This window comes from Streptomyces aquilus (assembly GCF_003955715.1).
Lineage (GTDB): Bacteria > Actinomycetota > Actinomycetes > Streptomycetales > Streptomycetaceae > Streptomyces > Streptomyces aquilus.
Map to the genome: position 1 here is coordinate 2,219,043 of NZ_CP034463.1, position 22,480 is coordinate 2,241,522.

Sequence of the window (22,480 nt, forward strand, 5' to 3'; positions counted from 1 at the left end):
GCGAAGCCGTCCCGGGCGAAGCTGGCCGGGTGGACGCCGACAGCCGCAAGGACCACGACCAACCGCCCGCCGAGCCCCACCGGGACCCGCGCCCCGAGGCCCGCCAGGACCCGCACCCCGAAGCCGGCCGGGACCCGCACCCCGAGCCCCACCGGGACCCGTTTGCCGCCGAGTCCCCTCCGGACCCGTTTGCCGCCGAGCCCTCTCCGGACCCGCTTGCCGCCGAGCCCCGCCCGGAAGCAGAAGCCGAGCCCCGCCGCCGTGAGCCGCCCACCGATGCCGACGGCGAGTCGCCTACCCCGGCCGACCGCGAGCGGCTCACCGAGGCCGACCCCGAACCGCTTGCCGAGGCCGACGGCGAGCCGAGCACCGAGGCCGACCGCGAGCCGAGCACCGAAGCACCCCGAGAGCCGAGCACCGAAACCCTCCGGGAGCCCCACCCCGAAGCCCTCCGAGAGCCTCGCCCCCAGACATCCCGGCCGCGTACCGAGGGTCCCCCGAAGCCGCGCCCCGAGAGTCCCCCGGAGCCGCGCCCCGAAGCCCGCTGGGAGCAGCGCACCGAGGTCCCCCTCGCCGTGGCGTCGCTGTTGTTCCTCGCCGCGTACGCCACCAAAGTCCTGTGGCACGACCTGCCGAGCGTCTGGCAGGACCTCTGCCTCGCCGTGCTGCTGACCGCCTGGGCCCTGTTCGCGATCGACTACGCGGTCCGCTGGCGGCTCAGCGGGCAACGGCTGCGGTTCGTCCGGACGCACTGGCTGGACACGGTGGTGCTGGTGCTGCCGCTGCTGCGCCCGCTGCGGGTGGTCAAGGTGTACGAGGCGGTCCAGCGCCGGCACGGCCAGCCCCGCCTCGCGCTGCATGCGCGCGTGATCTTCTACGCCGGAATCTCGACCGTGCTGCTGGGCTTCGCCGGTGCCCTCGCCGTCTACCAGCAGGAGCGCGGGGCGCCGGGGGCGACCATGCGCACCTTCGGGGACGCCATGTGGTGGACGTGCGCCACGCTCGCCACCGTGGGATACGGCGACGTCACCCCCGTCACCCCGGTCGGACGGCTCATCGCGGTCGGGATCATGGCCGTAGGACTGGCGCTGCTGGGCGCGGTGACCGGCACGTTCGCCTCCTGGCTGCTCCAGGTGTTCTCGCGCGAGGACGACGAGAGGCCCCCGGGAAGCTGAGCCTCCCGAGGGCCTCCGCGTACCGCGGGACGATCAGACCTGCGCCCGCTCCTCGACGACCTTCGCGATCTTCGCGATGGCCTCGTCGAACGGGATGCCGTTCTCCTGCGAGCCGTCGCGGTAGCGGAAGGACACCGAGCCGCCCGCCATGTCCTCGTCGCCCGCGATGACCATGAAGGGCACCTTCTGCTTCTGGGCGTTGCGGATCTTCTTCTGCATCCGGTCCGAGGAGGCGTCCACCTCGACCCGCAGCCCCTGCTTCTTCGCGGCGGCGGCGAACTTCTCCAGGTACTCGACGTGCGCGTCACCGATCGGGATGCCGATCGCCTGCACCGGCGCCAGCCACGCCGGGAACGCGCCCGCGTAGTGCTCCAGGAGAACCGCGAAGAACCGCTCGATGGAGCCGAACAGCGCGCGGTGGATCATGACCGGGCGCTGCTTGGAGCCGTCCGGACCCGTGTACTCCAGGTCGAAGCGCTCGGGCAGGTTGAAGTCGAGCTGGATGGTCGACATCTGCCAGGTGCGGCCGATCGCGTCCTTGGTCTGGACGGAGATCTTCGGGCCGTAGAAGGCGGCGCCGCCCGGGTCGGGGACGAGGGGCAGACCCTGCTTCTCGGCGACCTGGCGGAGGGTCTCCGTGGCCTCCTCCCAGACCTCGTCCGAGCCGACGAACTTCTCCGGGTCCTTGGTGGACAGCTCCAGGTAGAAGTCGGTCAGACCGTAGTCCCGCAGCAGGCCGAGGACGAAGGTGAGCGTCTTGTCGAGCTCCTCCGACATCTGCTCACGGGTGCAGTAGATGTGCGCGTCGTCCTGCGTGAAGCCGCGCGCGCGGGTCAGACCGTGCACGACGCCCGACTTCTCGTACCGGTACACGGTCCCGAACTCGAAGAGGCGCAGCGGCAGTTCGCGGTACGAGCGGCCGCGCGCGTCGAAGATCAGGTTGTGCATCGGGCAGTTCATGGGCTTGAGGTAGTAGTCCACGCCCTCGTCGAGCTGCATGGGCGGGTACATGCCGTCGGCGTACCAGTCCAGGTGCCCGGACGTCTCGAAGAGCTTCCCCTTCGTCGCGTGCGGGGTGTAGACGAACTCGTAGCCCTCCTCCTCGTGGCGGCGGCGCGAGTAGTCCTCCATGACCCGGCGGATGATGCCGCCCTTGGGGTGGAAGACGGCGAGGCCGGAGCCGATCTGCTCGGGGATGGAGAACAGGTCCAGCTCGGAGCCCAGCTTGCGGTGGTCGCGCTTCTCGGCCTCGGCGAGGAAGTCGAGGTAGCCCTTCAGCTCGTCCTTGGTCGGCCAGGCGGTGCCGTAGATGCGCTGGAGCATGGGGTTCTTCTCGCTGCCGCGCCAGTAGGCGGCCGCGTTGCGCATCAGCTTGAACGCCGGGATGTTCCGGGTGGAGGGCAGGTGGGGACCGCGGCAGAGGTCCTTCCAGCACAGGTCGCCGGTCTTGGCGTCGAGGTTGTCGTAGATCGTCAGCTCACCGGCGCCGACCTCGACGTCCGCGCCGTCATCGCTCGAAGCCGAGCCCTTGAGGCCGATCAGCTCCAGCTTGTACGGCTCGTTCGCCAGCTCCTCGCGGGCCGCCTCGTCGGTCACCACCCGGCGGGAGAACTTCTGGCCGCGCTTCTGGATCTCCTGCATCTTCTTCTCGATGGCCTTGAGATCCTCGGGCGTGAACGGCTTCTCGACGTCGAAGTCGTAGTAGAAGCCGTCCTTGACCGGCGGGCCGATGCCCAGCTTGGCCTCGGGGAAGAGCTCCTGCACGGCCTGCGCCATGACGTGGGCGGTGGAGTGGCGCAGGATGTTGAGGCCGTCCTCGGAGGAGATCTCGACGCCCTCGACGGTCTCGCCGTCCTTGACCTCGTACGCCAGGTCCTTCAGCTCACCGGCCACCCGCGCGGCGATGATCGAGCGCTCGCCGGCGAAGAGCTCGGCGGCCGTAGTGCCCGTCGTCACCGTGCGCTCTTCCCGCTCGGAATCGCGTTGGATGATCACACGGACGTCTGACACCGGTCTCTCCTGACTGAAGGGGATGCGGGCGCCATACCGTGAGCGCGCGCAATAGGGGATCGTACCGACCCGCACCCACCGACCGCGAAATCAGTCCCCTCCGCAGGCTTCCTCGAAGAAGTCCAGGTTCTCCTGCAACGACTTCATCAGCCGGTCCCGCTCCGCCTCGTCCACCTGCACGGGTACGACGCCGGAGGCGCCGGTCAGCCGCCGGAAGCCGCCCCGGCTCTCCAGCCGCCCGTGCACCCGCACCGGCAGCCCGACCAGGTGGGCGTGCCCGGCGATGCGGTACGCCTCCTCGTCCAGGGTCAGCCGGATGTGCGGCACCTCGACGCCGGCGATCACCCGCAGCCGTACGCTGCCCTCCCCGCGCGGCCCCGACCTGCGCATCCGCACCACCGTCCCGGTGACCCGCACCGGCACGGACGGCTCCTCGCGCAGATAGCGGGCCCCGGCCTCGCGCAGCACGGGCAGGTCGCCCGGCGAGAACTCGACGGGCTCCCCGGAGGCGGCACACCCCTCGGGCACCCCCGCGGCCGGTGCCCAGTCCACGGCGATGCGCGCTCCCTCCGTGCCGCGCACGAGCGCGATGAGGGCCTCGGTGAGCTCACGGCTGACGCCCGCCTCGACAGCCCCGTCGAAGGCGTCCATGCCGCCGGTGGCCCGCTGGTAGTCGATGGCCTCGCGGGCCGCGCACAGGGCCTGGTGGAGGCGTACCGAGAGGGGGCGGCCGGTGTCGACGGGCACGAAGGCGGTGAGCCGGCCGTCGGTGGCGGCGCCGACGAGGACGTTCTCCAGCAGGGACAGAGCGGCGCGGCGATGCCGGGCGCCGTAGTAACCGGCACGCGCGCGCGTGGCGAGCGCGCCTGCGAGAAGGGTCTGCCGGGCGGCGGTGCGCAACTGCTCCTCCGCCGACCAGGACGCGGCTCCCGCCGGCCCGGTCGGTACGTCCCGCCACCAGCGGATCTCGTCGCTGGGCACGGCGAGGCCGACGAGGACCTCGTGCGCGGAGGGGGTGCCGCTGCGGGCGAGCGCGACGAGCGCCTCGCCGAGCAGGTCGTCGCTGTCGGGGAAGGCGCGGCTCTCGGGGACGAGCAGGCTGGTGCCGCCGGTGCCGGGTCCCGGTGGGGTCCAGCGGCCGTAGCGTCCGGGGGCGCCGCCGCGGCGCTGCCAGCCGTGCCGGTGCAGCAGGGCGCTGAGGACGGCGGGGTCGACGTCGTCCGGGTCGGGGGCGCGGTTCCACGCGGCGGCGTCGACGGGGTGCGGCCGGACCGGCCGCAGGGGTTCCTCCACGGGGCGGTGGGTCATGGTCTGCCTCCCGTCCCGACCCGCGTCATGATCTCGCACAGCGCCCGGTCGTCGAAGATGCGTGCGGTCGGTATCCGCACGGTGGTCCGGGTCCGGCCTGTGACCGGGTGCCCGGCGAGGTTGACCCAGTAGCAGCAGTGCCGCAGGTCGAGGCGGTCGTGGCTGGCGCGCAGCCAGTCGTCCTGGGATCTCGGCACGAGCATGACCACGAGGATCTTGTGCACCGAGACGGGGGTGCGCGCGAGCTTGCGCAGATGGTCGTTGTCGAGCGTGAAGGAGAAGAACCGGCCGGGCGGGTTGGGCGCGACCTGGTAGGTGCACTTGAGCTGCACCTTGATGGTGACCTCGTCGTCGACGGTGTGCCCGGGCGAGCCGTGGCTGACGTGCCAGTCGATGCCGTTGTCGGGAAACGGCTGCGACAGCGAGCAGCCGGCCGCCGCGGCGACGGCGTGCAGATAGCCCACCTGCAAGGTCTCCATGCAGGCGGTGGTGGCGAGTGTGCCGCGAAGGGGGCCCGTACGTTCGGGCAGCAGCCCGCCCCGCTCGGGCTGCGCTATCGCCATGACCAACAGCCTTCCACGCTCGGTGAATCCGAACCGTGGGTCTCTGAACTGCAAAGACCCGTATTCCTGTTGTGTCCTTCCGGCGTACGGCGCAAACAGCCCGGGTATCACCAAACAGGCAGAAGACGGTGCGTCAGCTGCCGTGGGTGAACGAGGGGTTGTGTAGGTATGACGTGCTGGTACGAGGGGCCCCTGGCCGCCTTCGACACGGAGACGACGGGCGTCGACGTGGAGACCGACCGGATCGTGTCGGCCGCCGTCGTCGTCCAGGACGCCCCGGGCACCCGGCCGCGGGTGAGCCGGTGGCTGGTGAACCCGGGTGTGCCGGTGCCCGAGGGCGCGACGGCGGTGCACGGGCTGACGGAGGACCATCTGCAGCGCAACGGCCGCTGGCCGGCGCCGGTGATGTACGAGATAGCGGAACAGCTGGGCGAACAGGCGTCCGCGGGGCGGCCGTTGGTGGTGATGAACGCGCCGTTCGATCTGACGCTGCTGGACCGGGAGTTGCGCCGCCATCGCGCGTCGTCCCTGGACCGCTGGTTCGAGTCGTCGCCGTTGCTGGTGCTCGATCCGCGGGTCCTGGACAAGCACCTGGACCGCTACCGCAAGGGCCGCCGCACGCTGACCGACCTGTGCGCGCACTACGAGGTCACGCTGGACGGCGCGCACGACGCGGGCGCGGACGCGCTGGCCGCGCTGGAGGTCGTACGAGCGGTGGGGCGGCGTTTCGCGGCGCGGCTGGAGCGGCTGTCCCCGATCGAGCTGCACAACCTCCAGGCGGGTTGGCACGCGGCACAGGCGCGGGGCCTACAGGCGTGGTTCGCGCGCAGCGGCACCCCGGAGGCGGTGGATCCGGCATGGCCGCTGCGTCCGGAACTGCCGGCGGCGGCTGCCTGAGGGGTCGCGCGACAAGAAGAAGCGCGTGACAAAAAGAAGCCGGTCCGCGTACTGCGGACCGGCTTTCTCCCGGTGGGCGATACTGGGTTCGAACCAGTGACCTCTTCGGTGTGAACGAAGCGCTCTCCCACTGAGCTAATCGCCCGGGAACGCACTGAACAATACAGGTCCCGGCGGCTTTCCTTCAAACCGCTTCCAAGTAGGCGGCCAGGCCTCTCCGTCCGGCCCGCATCATCAGCCGGTGATTGGCCCGGAACACCGGCCGCCCCGGCACGGCCAGGCGCCGCAGCAGCGGTTTGTTCACGTCGACGACCTGGTCGTACAGCGCGAGGGTGCCGGCGCCGTCCCCGGTGATCGTCCAGCGCGCCCAGCCCTCCAGGTCCCCGGTCATGGCGATCTCCAGGACCCCGGAGGCCCTCTCGCGGCGCACTTCCCGCGCGGTGAAGACGAGGTCGTACGGCAGGGTGGCCCGGATCGTGATGACGCCGGTGGTGTCGTCGAGGCGTTCCACGGCACGGACCTGGGGCCACCAGCGGGGGTAGTCCTCGGCCTGTTCCAGCACGTCGTAGACGGTGGTCGGCGACGCGGGCAGGGCCCATCGGGTGTGGAAGCGGTAGTGGCTCCAGTCCATGGACAGAGTCTGCCCGTATGCATCTGAGTACGTTCTGAGTACGCGCACTCATGCCGTACGACGTGACCCGGACCACACTCCAAGGCATGACGCACTTTCCGCCCCCGGCCGAGGAGTTGCGGCTCCTGGACGCGGAGCTGTTCCACCTCGACGCCCGCCGGACCCAGTTGCTCCGGCGCCGCGCCTGGCTGGTCACCGCCCTCCAGACACCGACTCCTCCCCCGCCCCGTTCCACCCCGGCCGCCCGCCCCGAGGCCACCGCGCCCCGGGTGCAGAACGTGCTGCTGATGCTGGGCGGTGTCCTGCTGGTCATCGCTGCGACGGCGTTCACGCTGGTCAGCTGGGGAGACCTGGGGATCGCGGGGCGGGCCCTGGTGCTCGGCGCGGTCACCGCGGCGGCGCTCGCCACGCCGACGGCCCTGCTGAAGCGCGGCCTGCGCTCGACGGCCGAGTCGGTGGCGGGCCTGGGCCTGGCGCTGACGGTCCTCGACGCGTACGCACTGCACGAGACGGTCTTCACGCGGGCGGAGGGCGCGCCCTACACGGCGATCGCATCGGCGCTGCTGGCGGCCCTGTGGCTGGCGTACGGCCTGCTGCCGCCTCTGAAGGACCTGCGTCTGCCGCTCCCCGCGGCCCTCCTGGTGGCCCAACTGCCCCTCTCCTTCGGCGCATTGGCGCTGGACGCCGACTCCTACGGCATCACCGCGGCCGTGCTGCTGACGGCCGCGTTCGACACAGTTGTGGCGCTCCGAGCGACCGCCGGACCCGTACGCCTGCTCGCCGTCGTCGGCGCGTACGGTCTGGGCGGCTCGGGCGTATGGGCGGCCGGTTCGCTGTCGTGGACGGCAACCGGCCCGAGCGCCGCCGCCCGTGCGGCGGCGCTCCTCCTCCTCGCCGCGACGATCGCGCTGGCGGCGGCATGGCGAGGCGCGAGCGCCCCGGGCACCGCGCCCTCCACCGGCCTCCCGGCGACGCGGAGCACCGGTCACGCCTTCGGCCTCTCGGTCGTCTCCGCCCTCCTGCTGGTCGCCGCGCTCGGTGGCACGGCGCGCTCCGCGCTTCCCGGCGCATGGACGGTTCCGGTCCATCTCGCCTGCGGCATCGCCCTGTTGGCGGCGGTACGACCGGACAGGCTGCCGGAGGCGGTGCGGCGCGGGTTCGCCGCGGCCTCCGGCGCCGTCCAGGCCCTGGCCGTGGTGTGGACGCTGCCCGTCGTGGCGGTGACCCTGCTGGGGCCGGTCGCGTGGGTGACGCACGCCTGGTCGGGCGCACCGGCAGACCTCCGCGGGGCTGCCACGGTGGACATCCCCTGGCCGCCGGACGCGGCGACGGCGCCGCTGGTCCTGGTGGCCGTCGCGGCGGTACTGGCCCTGGCGGTACGGCACACGGACTGGCGTCCGCGAGCCCTGACCGGCGCGCTGGTGCTGACGTGGGCGGCGGCGCTGACGCTTCCCGCGGTCCTCGAACTGCCGTACACGCTCGGCCTGTTGATGCTGGGCTCGGTGACGGGCGTGATCCTGGCGTCGCCCTGGGGACAGCCGACCGCGACCGTCCTCGCCCTCGTCACCTCCGCGAACCTGGGCTTCGCCGCCCTCGCCTCCCAGTCGGCGACCCTCACCGCGCTCGGCGCCCTGACGGCGTTCTTCGCGGTGGTCTCCTGGCGGTTCACGGTCGTCACGGCCCCGGCGGCCCTCGCGTACGCCACCATGCTGGCCTGCGCGATCGGTGCGGCGGCGGACTGGCAGCCGCCGTACACAGCCCTGCTCGTGCTGGCGGTCCCGGTGTCCGCGGCCCTGCTGGCGGCGTGGCTCAAGGAGCCCCGGGCGACGGTGACGGTGGAGGTCACCGGAGCCGTCGCCGCCCTCCTGGCCCTCGCCCTCGCCGCGACCGACCCGCCGATGCTGGCCCTCGTCCTGTCCCTGTGCGGAGTGATCGCCACGGGCACCGCCCTTCGCCCCGACCGCCACACCGTGGGCTACGCGGCCGCCGCCCTCTTCCTCCTGGCCACCTGGGTGCGCCTGGCGGCCTGGGAGGTCGACACCCCCGAGGCGTACACGCTCCCGGTCACGATCCCGGCCCTGCTCGTCGGCCGGCTCCGCAGGCGGCGCGCCCCGGAGACCTCGTCCTGGACGGCGTACGGCCCCGGCCTGGCCGCCACTCTCCTGCCGAGCCTGGTCATGGCCTGGGGCGACCCCGGCTGGACCCGCCCGCTGCTCCTGGGCCTGGCGGCGCTGTCCCTCACCCTGCTGGGCGGCGGCTACAGCCTCCAGGCCCCCTTGGTCCTGGGCGGCTCGGTCCTGACCCTGGACGCGCTCCACGAACTGGCCCCGTACATAGTCCAGGTGACGGACGCCCTCCCCCGCTGGGTCCCCCCGGCGCTGGCGGGCCTCCTGCTTCTCGCCCTGGGAGCGACGTACGAGCAGCGCATCAGGGATGTGCAGAGGATGCGAGACAAACTGAGCAGCCTCCACTGAGGCGCCCCAAGGGGCACGGGGAACTGCGCGACCAGCCACAACCGGCCCGCAGTTCCCCACCACCTTCCGCCCTACGAAGGCATCTTGTCCCCCAACAGGGCCAGGTTCTCAATAGCCGCAAGCCCGTACAGCGCGGTGTCATTGGTCGACACCCACGCCGCCTCGCTGCCGGCCACCAACGTCACCGGCCCGCTCAACTCCTCCGTCTTCCAGGGCGCCGACTCCTTGTACCCGTCGGAGTTGTAGAACTTCTCCCAGGCCCGCTTGGCGAGCTTGGCGTCCCCGGTCTGCACCGCGGCGTACGCGTCGAGCCGCGAGTGGCCCTGGAACAGCAGCAGCGTCCCGAAGTTGGACCCGTACCGCGCCGCCTGCTCGGCCTTGGTGGCGTTGAAGTAGCGGCAGTAGTCGAAGTACGCCTCGTTGAACTCGGGCATGTCGACGAGGTCGATGAGCTCGGCGCACAGCTCGTTGAGGCCGAAGACCGCGGAGAGGTGCGAGACTCCGACGACGGGCGCCGAGGCGATCGCGAACTTGCCGGTGTCGAGGTCGTAGAGCCCGCTCCCCTGCACGAAGCCGTTCGGCTGGGCGCCGATCGTCTCCATGGTGGACAGCACACGGGCCTTGGCCTTCTCCCACTTCGGCCCCTTGCGCTCCCACTCGGTCAGCCACGCCGACACGAGCCCGCTCCAGTCCGTGCCGAAGCCGATCGACAGCGCGTGCCGGTCGGGCGTGTACGGCTCGGTGCGGATCTTGCGGATCGGGTCGAGGACGAGGAAGGTCTCGTCGGAGTCGACGTTGGCGTGCATGAGGTCGCCGACCCGCTCGTCCGCGGTGAGGAAGTAGTAGTAGCGCCGGTAGGTGGTGTTGGCGATGCGCTGCTGCTTGGCGCTGTCGGCGTAGTGCTGCACACCGTGCCGGGTGCCGAGGCCGGCCCACTTGCCGAGGTGGTAGACGTCGACCTCTCCGGTGTGCCGGGTCATCGCCTCGGCGAACCGGAAGATGTCCGCGCGGCCGGAGCGGAGGTACGCGAACCACAGCCAGAGGTCGGGCGAGAGCTCGGAGTTGTCCCAGGCGTAGCCGCCGATGTCGTACCGCCACTGGTGCCTGACGGTGTCATAGGTGTGCATGATGTCGCCGTAGTCCCAGAAGCCGTACCACCGGCGCTGCTCCACCTGGTCCTTGTAGTAGGTGAAGAGGAAGTCGAGGTGGTCCTCGATCTTCGCCTTGGCGGGCGTGGAGCGGTCGGGCTCGGAGTACAGGCCGGGCCCGAAGACCTTCGCCTTGATGAGCTGCTTGGGCGGCGCGGCGAGCTGCGGCAGCACCCGTACGGCCTCGACCTGTTCGGCGAGCTTCGCCGGGGCCGGGGTCGTCTCGTTGGCCCAGAACAGCAGTTCCGAGGTACGGGCGATGCCGTACGGCGTGCCGAACTCGGGCTCGTAATCCTCGTACGTGATGTTGAGGCCTTCGAGCTGTTCGGCGAAGGTGTCCTGGCCCATGCCGTCGTGGTAGAAGCGCAGGTCCATGGGCTGCGCCTCGGGCGACCAGAGCCAGAGGGTGACCTCGGCCTCGTCGGTGTGGGCGTCGCGGATGTCGAGCTGGGCGGGGAACTTCTCCCAGAAGTCCCGCAGGCCGAAGGAGAGTCCGCCGCTGACGCCACCGACGTAGCCGAACCCGGAGGCCCGCTTGCCGCCCCCCGCGCCGATCCAGCCGTGCCCCTTCTTGGTGCGCTTGCGCAGGGTGAAGCCGTCGGCGGAGAGCTGGGAGAGGGTGTAGTCGCCCCACTCGGGGATGTACTGCAACCTCGTCGTCACCCGCTGGTCCCAGGTGGCGGGGTCGGGCAGCTTCTCGCCCGCGTACTGGGCGGCCTGGACGGCGGCGCCGGGGTCGCGGCGCAGGCCCGTGATGCCCTTGACGGCCTCGCGGAGCAGACCGGTGCCCTCGCCGCCGATGCGGATGTGGCGGTCGTACGACTGGTCGCGCATCGGCACGGTGAAGCGGACGCCGATGCCACGGATGAAGTCGCCACTGGCCTTGCCCGGCTCCTGGGTGCCGTCGAAGGTGATGGTGTGCACCATGCGGAAGGAGTCGGCGCCCGCGTAGAAGTACAGGCGGAGGGAGAACGGCAGCCAACTCCGGTCGCCCTTGCGGTGTTTGCCGTCGATGCGGACGACCGCGCGGACCGGCCCGTCCTGCTCGACGGTCGCATCGGAGATCGCCCCGTCGAAGCGCTCGGTCTTCACCGTGCCCTGGTCCTCGTCCTCGATCTCGGGCTGGCGGATCAGGACGAGCTTGCCGTTCTTGGCGATCTCGGTGGAGCCGCGGGTGACCGACTTGATCAGCGTGGCACCGGACTTGCCGATCTTGGCGGTGATGACCCCGGTGGAGACGGTGATCGTGCCGCCGCTCTTGTCGACGGTGACCTTCTTGTCGGGTACGGCGGCCTCGCCCGCGGTCAGGGTGAGCTTGCCGTTGCCCGAACTCACCGCGTGGGCGGTCCACTTGAGGGAGCCGTCCGGCCAGTAGGCGATCGGCCAGGACTGCACGGGCACGGACGCGCCGTCCGCGTCCGTGAGCGCGAAGGTCTGGTCCTCCTGATGGACGCCCTTGGGCCAGGGCACGCCGAGCGTGGAGCCGGGGGCGGCACCGAGTCCGCCGTCCTCCAGCCAGTCCAGGGTCACCGGACCGTCGTCGGCCTCGGCGGCTCTGGGCGCGGCCTGCGCGTCCTTGGCTCCTAGCGCCCAGCTGAACTGCGCGGCGGCGCCGGCGACGGCGGCTGCCTTGAGGAGGGACCTGCGGGGGATGGGAGACATGGTCATTCCTTCCATGGGCGGCTGTGCGGATGATCAGGGGCATGACAGAGAGAGGTGCGGCGCCCGGGGCACCGACCTTGATGACGCAGGGGCCCGCACGTCGGCGGTACCGGCTGCGCGGGAGCGCACCGCCCGTCAGCGGTGCCGGTACCGCTCCTCCACGGCGAGGGCCGCGGCCGCGACGGCTCCCAGGACGGGAACCGCCAGCGGCGCGACGAACGCGGCGGACAGGGCCACGACACCCAGCCCGCCCACGATCAGGAAGGACCCGGCGGGGTCGAGCAGGGTGCGGCGCCCGGCGTCCGAGAGCAACGCCCGCCAGGAGTCACCGGGCGTCCAGACGGCCGCCGCCCGCAGCAGGGCCACGACCACGGCGATCAGGGCGAACAGACCGACGGCCCCGACGAACGGCCCGCCGGGAACCCCGGCCCGCGCGGCCAGGACGTCCACCCAGACCGCGCCGGCCACGGCCCAGCCGGCGAGCCCGACGACCCACCCGCGGCGCAGGGCCGTACGGAAGTCCGCGCCGAACTCCCGCCAGCCTCCGGCCTCATGGCGGATCCGCCGTCGCAGATGGCGGGCGCCGGCGGCGAAGGCCGCGGGGTAGGTGACGACTCCGAGCGAGGCCACCGCGATCCACACCCCGGTGAGCAGACACTCGGCGAACACGGCGAACCGCTCGCCCCCGAAGGACAGCCTGCGGGCCTTCACCCGTGCTTGCGCCATGCTGACCGCCTCACTTCAGTCCGGACGTCGCCATGCCGTCGATGAGATACCGCTGGAAGGCCATGAAGAAGGCGATGACCGGCACGAGCGCCACCAGGGACATCGCGATCATGCTTCCGTAGTTGGAGATGCCCTCCTGGTCGCGGAACATCATCAGGCCGAGCGAGACGGTGTACTTGTCGGGGGTGTTGAGGTAGATCAACGGCCCCATGAAGTCGTTCCAGGCGTTGATGAAGGTGAAGATGGCGCTGGTGATGAGGGCCGGGCGGGTCAGCGGCAGCACGATGGACCAGTAGGTCCGGAAGTGCCCGCAGCCGTCGAGCCTGGCGGCCTCGTCCAGCTCGCGCGGCAGTCCGCGCATGAACTGCACCATGAGGAAGACGAAGAACGCCTCGGTGGCCAGGAACTTGCCCGCCACGAGCGGCACCATGGTGTCGACGAGTTCCAGCTTGCGGAACATCACGTACTGCGGGATGAGCAGCACGTGGTACGGCAGCAGCAGCGTGCCGATCATCAGCGTGAACAGCAGGTTCCGCCCGGCGAACCCGATCTTGGCGAAGGCGTACGCGGTCAGCGAGCTGGAGATCACGACACCGACGACGGCGAGCCCGGCGTACGTCAGCGAGTTCAGGAAGAACGTGCTGATGGAGATGCCGGAGATACCGTCGGCGAGCCCCGAGAAGTTCGCCCAGACCGGCTTGGCCGGCAGCAGGTCGATGCTGGCGATGATGTCCTTGCTGGGCTTGAACGAGGCACCGAGCACCCAGATGACGGGGTAGAGGACGACGGCGAGGACGGCGAGCGCGCCGACGTGCCAGGCGATCGACCCGGTGCGCCGCCGCCCGCTCGCGGAACGGACGACAGGAGTACTGGTGGCGCTGGTCACTTGGCGGCCTCCTCGTAGTGCACCCACTTCTTCTGCGACCAGAACAGGACCGCCGTGACAAGCGCCACCGCGACCACCAGCGTCCAGGCCATCGCGGAGGCGAAGCCCATCTGGGCCTCCTTGAAGCCCTTCTGGTACAGGTAACAGGTGTAGACGAGGGTGGCGTCGGCGGGCCCGCACTGGGTGTTGGAGACGACGTACGCGGACCCGAACACCTGGAACGCGTGGATCGACTCCAGCAGCACGTTGAAGAACAGCACCGGGGAAATCATCGGCAGGGTGATGTTCCAGAACCGGCGCAGCGGTCCGGCGCCGTCCATCTCGGCGGCCTCGTACAGCTCCTGCGGGACCTGCTTGAGACCGGCCAGGAAGATGACCATCGGCGCGCCGAACTGCCAGATGCTCAGCGCCACCAACGCGTACAGGACGTAGTCCGGGTTGCCGATCCAGCCGCCGACGTCGAGTCCGAAGACCTTCTGGGTACGGTCCACGATCGCGTCGTCCGAGAACAGCGCCCGCCACACGAAGCCGACGGAGACACTGGCGCCGATCAGCGAGGGCATGTAGAACGCGGCCCGGTACAGCCCCTGTCCGCTCCGCTTCTGCGCGAGCAGCAGCGCCACGCCGAGGGCCAGCAGCAGCTTGAGCGGGGTGGCCACGACGACGTACTTCAGCGTGACCTCGACCGACTTCTGCCAGCGCGGGTCCTGGAACATGGTCGTGAAGTTGTCGAGGCCCACCCACTCCGGCGGGGTGAAGAGGTTGTAGCGGGTGAACGCGTAGTAGAGCGACGCGATCATCGGCCCCGCCGTGAGCACCAGGAACCCGGCGATCCACGGCGACATGAAGAGATAGCCGGCGATGTTCTCGCGGCGCCGCCCACGCCGCCCGGCGGCAGGAGCGGCGGACCGCTTCTTCGCCGGGCGCGCGGGCGCTTCCTTGACGAGCGTCATGGTGGTACGTCCCCTCAGCCCGCGAACGCGGCCTTGGCCTCGCTGAACAGTGCCTTGGCGGCGTCGGCGGGCTTGGTCTTGCCCTGGGACACCTCGCCGGCGATGCGCAGGAACGCCGCCTCGACGACATCGGCGCCGGACGGGTGCGGGGTGATCTTCCCGAGCACTCCGGCCTTGGCGACCTCTTCCTCGTACGCCTTGACGCCCTTGTTCTGGTCGTCGGTGGGCACGAACGCGTCGTACTGCTCGGTCGTGGAGAGGATGCCGCGGTCGTAGCCCATGATCTTGCCGACCTCGGGGTCGTGGACCATGAACGAGATGAACTGGGCGGCCTCCTTGGGGTGCTTGGTCCCGGAGAAGGCGCTGAGCATCAGCGAACCGAGGTACTGGCCGGTGTCCTTGCCGTCCGTGGTGGGGATGGGCGCGAGCCCGTAGTCCGACTCACCCTCGCCCTCGTAGCGGATGGAGAAGTTGTCCCAGGTGAACTCGGACGCGGCGAGCCCGGCCGACAGGCCCGACTTGGGCTGCACCTGCTCGATCTTCTTCGGGTCGGCGACGAGCCCGGACTTCACGCGCTTGTAGCCGTCCGCCCACCACTGCGTCAGGTCGTCCTCGGTGAAGCCGAGATCGGAGTCGGTGAAGAACGCCTTGCCGTTCTGACGGAGGTACAGGTCGTACAGGTACATGATGCCGAAGTAGCCGGTGTCGCCGGCGATCTTCAGCTTGTCCTGGATGGTCTGGAGGGCGTCGAAGTACTCGTCCCAGGTCCAGCCCATCTTCGCCTCGACGCCGGCCTTCTTGAAGGCCTTGAGGTCGATGACGAGCGCCATGGTGTTGGCGCCGACGGGGATGCCGAGCTGCTTGCCGTCGACCTGACCGTTCGCCAGAACGCCGTTGCGGAAGTTGTTCAGGTCCAGGTTCCCGGCGTCCGCCTGGGACTTGAGGTCCATCAGAACTCCGCGCTTGTCGTACTTGCGCAGGAATCCGACGGCATTCTGGAAAACGTCCGGCGGATTTCCACCGGAGGCTTGCGTCTGGAACTTCTCCCAGAACGCCGCGTAATCGGTGAATTCGGGCTTGATCTTGATCTTCGGGTACTTCTTCTCGAAGACCGCGATCGCCTTCTTCATGGCAATCGTCCGCGGCTCGCCGCCCCACCAGGCGTAACGGAGCGTCACATTCCCGTCACCGGAGCCGCTGTCACCGCCCCCGCACGCCGTCGTCGTCGCCAGCCCCAGCGCGGCCGCCGCTCCACCGGCCGCCTTCAGGATGGTACGCCTCTCAACATTCCTGCTGGTTCCCACAGTCGGGCCCTCCCCGCAGCGTCGTTGCCGCCTGCATGAATCGTTTCAAGTAAGCGCTTGCTGGCACAAGCTACGAGGGGCCTCGGGGTGCGTCAATGATTCGGACAGGATTTTCTTGCGGGGCGGCTGGGCGAGTTGACGGCACAGTGGCGAACTGTGCTGCGGCACAGAGGGCGAAGCCGCAGGTGAGGAGGGTGAGTTCGAGCGGCCGAACGCGAACTGGACGGCCGCACCCGGAGGTTGTCCGGCCGAAACTCGCCGACGGAGCCGGAGTCGGGAACGACGACGGCCCGCCTGCTCTCGCAGACGGGCCGTCGCATCCGGTGGGCGATACTGGGTTCGAACCAGTGACCTCTTCGGTGTGAACGAAGCGCTCTCCCACTGAGCTAATCGCCCGGACGCAGGAAGAACATTACCCCATGTCAGGGGGTGCCTGAGCACCCCTCGCACGGCCGGTGGTCACTGGTCCTTGATGTTCCAGGGCATCTCGAAGCCGAACTTGTAGACATAGACCCCGACGAGCGCGGCCACGATCACCAGGCCGATCGACGTCAGGATGATGTTGCGCCGGCGGACCTTGGGGTCGAGCGCGCGCTGTGCCGCCTCGGTCACCTTGCGTTTCGTCCAGCGAAGCACCAGCTGGGCCCAGACGAACTCGGTCGCCCAGATCGCCATGCCGCCGAAGATCACGACCCAGCCCGGCCCCGGCAGCGGAAGCATGATGATGCCCAGGACCACGACCGCGAGGCCGATGATGAAGATGCCGACCTGCCAGCTCAGGTGCAGCACGCGGCGGGCCTTGATGAATTCCGGCGCTTTCGAGCCGAGCCCCTGCTCGCCCTGCGCCCCACCGGTCTGCGTCTCGTCCGATGCCACGGCCACCTCGGCCCGCTCGTCACTCCCCGTGTTCATACAGCCAAACCCTACCGGAGAGAAACCGGTCACCGGAATGGTCGTACCTCGCGAACAGGACCTCGGCCGGAAGAGTTACGTAAAGGCACGCAAAACACTCAGAGGGGTTTACAACGGCACCGTAGGTGGCATGTCGATTTCGCCGACGTGCGAATCCCCGAGCGCACACTGAGCGAAAGGCCCTGGCGCTTATGAACACCACGGTCAGCTGCGAGCTGCACCTGCGCCTCGTTGTGTCGAGCGAGTCCTCCCTGCCTGTCCCCGCAGGCCTGCGGTACGACACGGCCGACCCCTACGCCGTGCACGCCACCTTCCACACCGGAGCCGAGGAGACCGTCGAGTGGGTGTTCGCCCGCGACCTCCTCGCGGAGGGCCTCCACCGGCCCACCGGCACCGGCGACGTCCGAGTCTGGCCGTCGCGCAGTCACGGTCAGGGCGTCGTGTGCATCGCCCTGAGCTCTCCGGAGGGCGAAGCCCTGCTCGAGGCCCCGGCACGGGCCCTGGAGTCGTTCCTGAAGCGCACGGACGCCGCGGTGCCCCCCGGCACCGAGCACCGGCACTTCGACCTCGATCAGGAGCTCTCGCACATCCTGGCGGAAAGCTAGGGCGAGGCCCCACCAAGCCGCCCGGCGCCGTCGACTCGGGGTGACGGCTCGGGCCAAGACAACCACATAGGTACGTGCACCGGCGCTGTCACCGCGGATCCTCGCGGGACGGCGCCGGTGCGCTTGTGCTGTCCGTCCGCCGCGCGCCGGCGCGGTATCCGGGCAGCCGCGACCGATACAGCCGCTCGGGAAGCCACTACCATCGGCCAGCATCGGCGGGCACCCGCCCGACCCCCCAGGCCAGGGAGCGAAATGTGCTGATCACCCATGACACCCGGTGTGCCCTCGATGCCGTGGTGGATCTGGTGAACACCGCACCGGAGGACACCACGACCCCGGACGCGCTGCCGGACCTCGTCGCTCTCGAGGATTTCGTACGAAAGCACGAGATCAGTGATGTCGGGGTGCTCTCCGAGTTCGACCTCTCCGCGGTGCGCAAGATCCGCGGGCGGTTCGCCGCGATCTTCTCGGCCCCGGACGCCCGGACCGCCGCCGGGATGATCAACGAGCTGGTCGCCGCGGCGGGCACCACGCCCCGGCTGACGGATCACGACGGCTACGACTGGCATGTGCACTACTTCGCCCCGGGCGCCTCCGTCGCCGATCACCTGGCGGCGGACTGCGGGATGGCGCTGGCCTTCTTCGTGGTCGCCGGGGAGCAGGAGCGGCTGCGGCGCTGCGAGGCGCCGGACTGCCGGCGCGCCTTCGTCGACCTCTCCCGCAACCGGTCGCGGCGCTACTGCGACAGCCGCACCTGTGGGAACCGGCTGCACGTGGCCGCCTACCGGGCGCGTCGGAAGGAAGCGGCGGGCTGAGGACCCGGCCGCTCAGGGGGACCTCGATCTCACGGTGTCGACGCGGTACCCGGCGGGTGGCGCCGGGTACCGCGGGAACGGCTCACAGCAACAGCAGATCGTGCAGCGCAGCCATGAGCAGCAGACACCCGATCACCGCAAGGAAGATCATCAGCGGTGGCTGGGAAAGGGCGAAAAGGCACCCGCGCGGCTCGTCCTGAGGTGGCGCGGCGTCGCTCTGTGTCGTGTCCAGCATCTCGCGGGCGATGATGACGCAGACAGCACCCCTCGCGTTACCAACACGCCCGGAATCGCAGGGTAGTTCGCCGGATCCCGTGATGTCCGGTCCAGAACGTTCACGTTCGCGTTCGGATCGGGGCCGACTGTGTCGTTTCAGTCAGTCTGCGTCCGTCATATGCCGTGCTTCTTCAGGATGGCCTCGATGTCGCTGAAGTCCTCCGCGGACCCGGAGCGCGGTGCGGCGGCCGGGCGGGACGCGGGGCGGGCGCTCGGGCCGAGGGAGGGGGCCGAGGCCGCCGGGGCGACCGCCTCACGCTGAGCCGACCGGGCCGCCCTGCGCTCCTTGCGGGTGCCGCCGCGGCGGCGTTCCACCGCGCGCGTGCCGGAGAAGAGCAGCCAGGCGGCGCCGAGCACCGCGAAGCCGGCCCACGCCGTGACGCTGAACGCCGTGTCGGCCGCCCACTCGACGACGCCGGTCATCACCAGCCCGATCGGCACGAGGGAGTACGCGGCGATCCGGGCGGCCGCGAGGAAGCGCTTGCGGTACGCCGTGACGGCCGCGATGCCCAGGCCGGCCGCGGAGACGGCGGAACAGACGGTCTCGGCAATCATCCGGTCCTCCAGGGCAGGGTCGGTCGGGCAGTTCGTCCCTTCCATCCTGCACCGCCCGAACCCCATGGGGCCATGCTCCGACAGGACATCAGGGACATCTCCGGGTCGGATCATCCGCAGGTGCCGGTCGAAGGGGGCACCAGGGCCGATTCGGTCGTTCGCAGGTCGGCTGGGAGACTGAGGGCATGAGTGACTCCTCCCCCGTGCCTCCCGTCGTTCCCGTGCTCGATGTCTGGTGCGAGCTTCAGTGCGCCGACTGCCGTGACGCCCTGGACGACATCCGGGCTCTGCGGGCCCGCTACGGCGACCGGCTTGAGGTGCGCCTGCGGCACTTCCCGCTGGAGAAGCACAAGCACGCCTTCGCCGCCGCGCAGGCCGCCGAGGAGGCCGCGGAGCAGGGCAAGGCGTGGGAGTACGTCGAGGCCGTGCTGGGGCGGGTCGAGGAGCTGGACCGTGCGGGAGAGCCCTTCCTGGTCGAGGTGGCCGGTGAACTGGGCCTCGACGCCGAGGAGTTCGACACCGCGCTGATCGACGGCCGGCACATCCTGATCGTGGACGCCGACCAGGCCGAGGGCAAGGCGATCGGCGTGACCGGCACCCCGACGTACGTCGTCGACGGTGAGCGTCTCGACGGCGGCAAGAGCCAGGAGGGCCTGCGCGAGCGCATCGAGGAGATCGTGGACCGGCTGCTGGCCGAGAACGCCTGAACCCCGCGGCTCCACAGACCCGTCGACGGCTACAGCAGCGGCTTGTAGAAGGCGTACCGCGTCGTCTCGTAACCCAGTGACTCGTACAGCCGCTCGGCCGGGGTGTTGCCCGCGAACACGTTGAGGCCCAGGGTGCCGCTGCCGACGGCGTGTGCCTGGGTCTCCGCCAGGAGCATCAGGGCGCGGCCGTGGCCGTGGCCCCGGTGGGCCGGGTCCACCTCGACGTCGTAGACGAACGGCTTGCCGTCCCGCAGGGCGAGCCACAGGACGCCCACGCGCGTGCCCTCGTGTTCGAGGATGGTGAGCCACGTGTCCTCGGTGGCGAAGCCCTGCGGCAGGAGTGTGTCGTGGTCGCGCTGCGACTTGGCGCGGGCCTCGGCCTCGGGCACGCCCCGGGCGATCCAGGTGCGCGCGTAGTCCTCGGACTCGTGCACCAGCCAGGCGTCGAAGTCGGCCTCGGTCATGGGGCGGGCCCGGTAGCCGGCCGGCAGCGTCGGCGGGGTGTCGGCGAGCCGCTTCCGCATTCCGCGGTTGCGCAGGACGTAGCCGAGCGCCCGGACGAGCCGTAGCGCCGCCTCCTCGGTCGCGGCGACGCCGATCTCGATCTCCCGGCAGCCCCAGCCGCGCGCGACCTCCTCGGCGGCCAGCGCGGCCACCGTCCCCCGGCCCCGGCGCCGGTCGGGCTCCTCGATGCTCAGATCGTGGATGCGCGCCACCGAGGCGCCGAAGGCGGGCGACGTGCCGAGGTGGACGGCGCCGACGGGACGGCTGTTCACGCACACCTGGTAGCGGCGTGAACGCGTGCCGTCGGCATGCTGTTGGAGCGGCTCGGTCGGCCGCAGGGTGGTGGTCATCAGGGGTGTTCTACCCGCTGCCGTGCTCCGGGGCAGCCCAATATTCGGGACGGGCCGAGTGGGCTGTCACGGATCGAGGTCGTTCCCCGCCCGCTCGTCGAAGATCCGCATGGCCTTCGCGGTCACCGGTCCCGGCGCACCGGGCAGTTCGCGGTCGTCGACGCGGTGCACGGCCTGTACGTCGCGCAGGGTGGAGGTGAGGAAGACCTCCTCGGCCCGCTCCAGGACGTCCAGCGGCAGGTCGGTCTCCTTGGCGCCGGTCCATTCGACCGTCAACGCGCGCGTGATGCCCGCGAGGCAGCCGGAGGCGAGCGGCGGAGTATGGAGCTCGCCGTCCAGGACGACGAAGACGTTCGACCCGGTGCCCTCGCAGAGCTGTCCGACGGTGTTGGCGAACAGCGCCTCCGAGGCACCCTGGCCGTGCGCGCGGGAGAGCGCGACGACGTTCTCGGCGTACGAGGTGGTCTTCAGGCCCGTCAGGGCGCCGCGTTCGTTGCGGGTCCAGGGGACGGTGATCGCGGCCGTGGTGTCGGGGCGCCGCTTGGTCTCGCCGAGGGCGACGACCAGGGTCGGGCCGTGTTCACCGCGGTCGGAGCCGAGGGGGCCGTGGCCGCCGGTGTAGGTGATGCGCAGCCGGCCGAGCGGCATCGGGTTGGCGTCGAGGACGGCGGCGCAGGCGCGGCGCACCTCGTCGAGGTCCGGGTCGGGCAGACCGAGACCGCGCGCCGAAAGGGTCAGCCGGTCCAGGTGCCGGGTCAGGGCGAACGGGCGGCCGTCCACCGCCTTCACGGTCTCGAAGATGCCGTCGCCCACGGTCAGCCCGTGGTCGAAGACGGAGACGCGGGCGGACTCGCTGTCCTGGAGCCCGCCGTCGAGCCAAATCCTCACTGGTCCCTACCTCGCAGAATCCTTGCCGGATGAGTCGCGGCCGGGAATCCGGGGGGTCCCCCGGGTCGGCTCAGGACGTCTGTAGTCCCTCTCCGCTCACCTCGTACGTTCCCGACGCTACCGCGAGCAGCCGGGCGGCCTTCAGCTCGGTCTCCCGCCACTCCCCCTCGGGGTCGGAACCCCAGGTGATCCCGGCGCCGGTGCCGAAGCGCAGCACGCCCTGGGCGCGGTCGATCCAGAAGGTGCGGATGCCGACGGCCAGCTCCCCGGTGCCCCGGTCGGCGTCGACCCAGCCGATGCCGCCGCAGTAGGGGCCGCGCGGCGCCGTCTCCAGGGCGTCGATGATCCGCAGGGCGCTGGACTTGGGCGCGCCGGTGACCGAGCCGGGCGGGAACGCGGCGGCCAGCAGGTCCGGCCAGCCGGCGCCCTCGCGCAGCTCACCGCGGACCGTCGAGACGAGGTGCACCAGTCCGGGGTGCTTCTCCACGGCGCACAGGTCGGGGACGCTGACGCTGCCGGTGGCGCAGACCCGCCCGATGTCGTTGCGGACCAGGTCGACGATCATGACGTTCTCGGCGTAGTCCTTCTCCAGGAGGTCCGCCTCGGTGCGTCCGGTGCCCTTGATCGGCCCGGACTCGACGACCCGGCCGTCGCGGCGCAGGAAGAGCTCGGGTGAGGCGGTGGCGATCTCCACGCCGTGCTCCGGCAGCCGGATCGTTCCTGCATAGGGTGCCGGGTTGCCACGGGCCAGCAGGGCGGTCAGCGCGTCCACGTCGGCGTCGGGCGCCACCGGCGCGCTCAGGACGCGGCAGAGGTTCGCCTGATAGACCTCACCGGCCGCGATGTGCTCCCGTATGCGCCGCACTCCCGCCGTGTACCCGGCACGGTCGAGGGACGACGTCCACTCCCCCACCGCCGGGCCGTGCCACGCCCCCGGCGCCGGGGCGGGCACCGGCTCCTGTCGTACGTCCCGGAAACGGGCGCAGGTCAGACGGCCCTCGAAGTCGGCACAGACGGCCCAGAAGCCACTGGAGTCCAGGGCGGCCGGGTCGCTGGTGACGTCGAGGAGACCGGTGGCGACACGGTCACCGAAGCGGGCGAGAGGAGCGAGGTCGAGCACGCGTCGAGTCT

At 70.7% G+C, this 22,480-nt stretch carries 21 protein-coding genes and 2 tRNA genes; 6 read left to right on the forward strand and 17 right to left on the reverse strand.

What is annotated here, in order from left to right; all coding sequences use genetic code 11:
* Positions 1 to 575 precede the first annotated feature (575 nt).
* Positions 576 to 1,175 (forward strand): potassium channel family protein, encoded by a 600-nt coding sequence (locus tag EJC51_RS10220; RefSeq protein ID WP_126276891.1) that lies wholly within the window; start codon positions 576 to 578, stop codon positions 1,173 to 1,175.
* Positions 1,176 to 1,208: 33 nt separating this feature from the next.
* Here EJC51_RS10220 and thrS read toward each other — a convergent pair whose 3' ends face one another.
* From thrS to EJC51_RS10235, 3 genes are all read right to left on the reverse strand, one after another.
* Complete coding sequence (thrS, locus tag EJC51_RS10225; RefSeq protein WP_126270782.1) at positions 1,209 to 3,185, reverse strand: threonine--tRNA ligase; 1,977 nt, start codon at positions 3,183 to 3,185, stop codon at positions 1,209 to 1,211.
* A 90-nt stretch (positions 3,186 to 3,275) separates the two neighbouring features.
* Positions 3,276 to 4,493, reverse strand: a complete 1,218-nt coding sequence (locus EJC51_RS10230) for a hypothetical protein (RefSeq protein WP_126270783.1) — start codon at positions 4,491 to 4,493, stop codon at positions 3,276 to 3,278.
* Positions 4,490 to 5,056, reverse strand: a complete 567-nt coding sequence (locus EJC51_RS10235) for a DUF4365 domain-containing protein (RefSeq protein WP_097261568.1) — start codon at positions 5,054 to 5,056, stop codon at positions 4,490 to 4,492. The genes EJC51_RS10230 and EJC51_RS10235 overlap by 4 nt, the downstream gene beginning before the upstream one ends.
* Before the next feature lie 168 nt (positions 5,057 to 5,224).
* Here EJC51_RS10235 and EJC51_RS10240 point away from each other — a divergent pair, with 168 nt between their 5' ends.
* A complete protein-coding gene (locus EJC51_RS10240; RefSeq protein ID WP_126270784.1) occupies positions 5,225 to 5,953 on the forward strand; it encodes a 3'-5' exonuclease in 729 nt (242 codons plus the stop codon).
* Positions 5,954 to 6,026: 73 nt separating this feature from the next.
* On the opposite strand, the gene EJC51_RS10245 is transcribed toward EJC51_RS10240, so the two are convergent.
* Both EJC51_RS10245 and EJC51_RS10250 read right to left on the reverse strand, forming a co-directional pair.
* Positions 6,027 to 6,098 (reverse strand) — tRNA-Val (locus EJC51_RS10245).
* Between the two features lie 39 nt (positions 6,099 to 6,137).
* Positions 6,138 to 6,584 (reverse strand): SRPBCC family protein, encoded by a 447-nt coding sequence (locus EJC51_RS10250; RefSeq protein WP_126270785.1) that lies wholly within the window; start codon positions 6,582 to 6,584, stop codon positions 6,138 to 6,140.
* Positions 6,585 to 6,670: 86 nt separating this feature from the next.
* On the opposite strand from EJC51_RS10250, the gene EJC51_RS10255 reads away from it, so the two are divergent.
* On the forward strand, positions 6,671 to 9,058 hold the full coding sequence (locus EJC51_RS10255) for an SCO7613 C-terminal domain-containing membrane protein (protein ID WP_244362573.1): 2,388 nt from the start codon (positions 6,671 to 6,673) through the stop codon (positions 9,056 to 9,058).
* Positions 9,059 to 9,129: 71 nt separating this feature from the next.
* Here the strand turns inward: EJC51_RS10255 and EJC51_RS10260 are convergent, their stop codons facing one another.
* The 7 genes from EJC51_RS10260 to EJC51_RS10290 form a co-directional block, all read right to left on the reverse strand.
* Positions 9,130 to 11,868 (reverse strand): exo-rhamnogalacturonan lyase family protein, encoded by a 2,739-nt coding sequence (locus EJC51_RS10260; protein WP_126270787.1) that lies wholly within the window; start codon positions 11,866 to 11,868, stop codon positions 9,130 to 9,132.
* Positions 11,869 to 12,003: 135 nt separating this feature from the next.
* Positions 12,004 to 12,594 (reverse strand): hypothetical protein, encoded by a 591-nt coding sequence (locus EJC51_RS10265; protein ID WP_126270788.1) that lies wholly within the window; start codon positions 12,592 to 12,594, stop codon positions 12,004 to 12,006.
* A gap of 10 nt (positions 12,595 to 12,604) precedes the next feature.
* A complete protein-coding gene (locus tag EJC51_RS10270; protein WP_126270789.1) occupies positions 12,605 to 13,480 on the reverse strand; it encodes a carbohydrate ABC transporter permease in 876 nt (291 codons plus the stop codon).
* Positions 13,477 to 14,433, reverse strand: a complete 957-nt coding sequence (locus tag EJC51_RS10275) for a carbohydrate ABC transporter permease (RefSeq protein WP_097261583.1) — start codon at positions 14,431 to 14,433, stop codon at positions 13,477 to 13,479. Before EJC51_RS10275 ends, EJC51_RS10270 begins: the two co-directional genes overlap by 4 nt.
* A 14-nt stretch (positions 14,434 to 14,447) precedes the next feature.
* The gene (locus EJC51_RS10280; RefSeq protein WP_126270790.1) at positions 14,448 to 15,737 is read right to left on the reverse strand and encodes an extracellular solute-binding protein; all 1,290 of its coding nucleotides are present in this window, start codon (positions 15,735 to 15,737) and stop codon (positions 14,448 to 14,450) included.
* 324 nt (positions 15,738 to 16,061) lie between these two features.
* Positions 16,062 to 16,133 (reverse strand) — tRNA-Val (locus EJC51_RS10285).
* 63 nt (positions 16,134 to 16,196) lie between these two features.
* The gene (locus tag EJC51_RS10290) at positions 16,197 to 16,649 is read right to left on the reverse strand and encodes a TIGR02611 family protein (protein WP_126276892.1); all 453 of its coding nucleotides are present in this window, start codon (positions 16,647 to 16,649) and stop codon (positions 16,197 to 16,199) included.
* A 191-nt stretch (positions 16,650 to 16,840) separates the two neighbouring features.
* Between EJC51_RS10290 and EJC51_RS10295 the strand changes: the two genes are divergently transcribed.
* Positions 16,841 to 17,254 carry an SsgA family sporulation/cell division regulator gene (locus EJC51_RS10295; protein ID WP_004002642.1) on the forward strand — a complete coding sequence of 138 codons (414 nt, stop codon included), beginning with the start codon at positions 16,841 to 16,843 and terminating at the stop codon, positions 17,252 to 17,254.
* A gap of 254 nt (positions 17,255 to 17,508) precedes the next feature.
* On the forward strand, positions 17,509 to 18,069 hold the full coding sequence (locus tag EJC51_RS10300) for a CGNR zinc finger domain-containing protein (protein WP_126270791.1): 561 nt from the start codon (positions 17,509 to 17,511) through the stop codon (positions 18,067 to 18,069).
* A gap of 82 nt (positions 18,070 to 18,151) precedes the next feature.
* On the opposite strand, the gene EJC51_RS47665 is transcribed toward EJC51_RS10300, so the two are convergent.
* Both EJC51_RS47665 and EJC51_RS10305 read right to left on the reverse strand, forming a co-directional pair.
* On the reverse strand, positions 18,152 to 18,304 hold the full coding sequence (locus EJC51_RS47665) for a hypothetical protein (RefSeq protein WP_020138043.1): 153 nt from the start codon (positions 18,302 to 18,304) through the stop codon (positions 18,152 to 18,154).
* Positions 18,305 to 18,459: 155 nt separating this feature from the next.
* Entirely contained in the window at positions 18,460 to 18,900 is a 441-nt protein-coding gene (locus tag EJC51_RS10305) for a hypothetical protein (RefSeq protein WP_126270792.1), read from the reverse strand.
* Between the two features lie 185 nt (positions 18,901 to 19,085).
* Between EJC51_RS10305 and EJC51_RS10310 the strand changes: the two genes are divergently transcribed.
* Complete coding sequence (locus tag EJC51_RS10310; protein WP_126270793.1) at positions 19,086 to 19,607, forward strand: DsbA family protein; 522 nt, start codon at positions 19,086 to 19,088, stop codon at positions 19,605 to 19,607.
* A gap of 29 nt (positions 19,608 to 19,636) precedes the next feature.
* On the opposite strand, the gene EJC51_RS10315 is transcribed toward EJC51_RS10310, so the two are convergent.
* The 3 genes from EJC51_RS10315 to EJC51_RS10325 all read right to left on the reverse strand — a co-directional run bounded on the left by EJC51_RS10315 (position 19,637) and on the right by EJC51_RS10325 (position 22,469).
* The gene (locus EJC51_RS10315; RefSeq protein WP_126270794.1) at positions 19,637 to 20,461 is read right to left on the reverse strand and encodes a GNAT family N-acetyltransferase; all 825 of its coding nucleotides are present in this window, start codon (positions 20,459 to 20,461) and stop codon (positions 19,637 to 19,639) included.
* 66 nt (positions 20,462 to 20,527) lie between these two features.
* The gene (locus tag EJC51_RS10320; RefSeq protein ID WP_126270795.1) at positions 20,528 to 21,349 is read right to left on the reverse strand and encodes an aminotransferase class IV; all 822 of its coding nucleotides are present in this window, start codon (positions 21,347 to 21,349) and stop codon (positions 20,528 to 20,530) included.
* A gap of 70 nt (positions 21,350 to 21,419) precedes the next feature.
* Complete coding sequence (locus EJC51_RS10325) at positions 21,420 to 22,469, reverse strand: chorismate-binding protein (RefSeq protein WP_126270796.1); 1,050 nt, start codon at positions 22,467 to 22,469, stop codon at positions 21,420 to 21,422.
* Positions 22,470 to 22,480 lie beyond the last annotated feature (11 nt).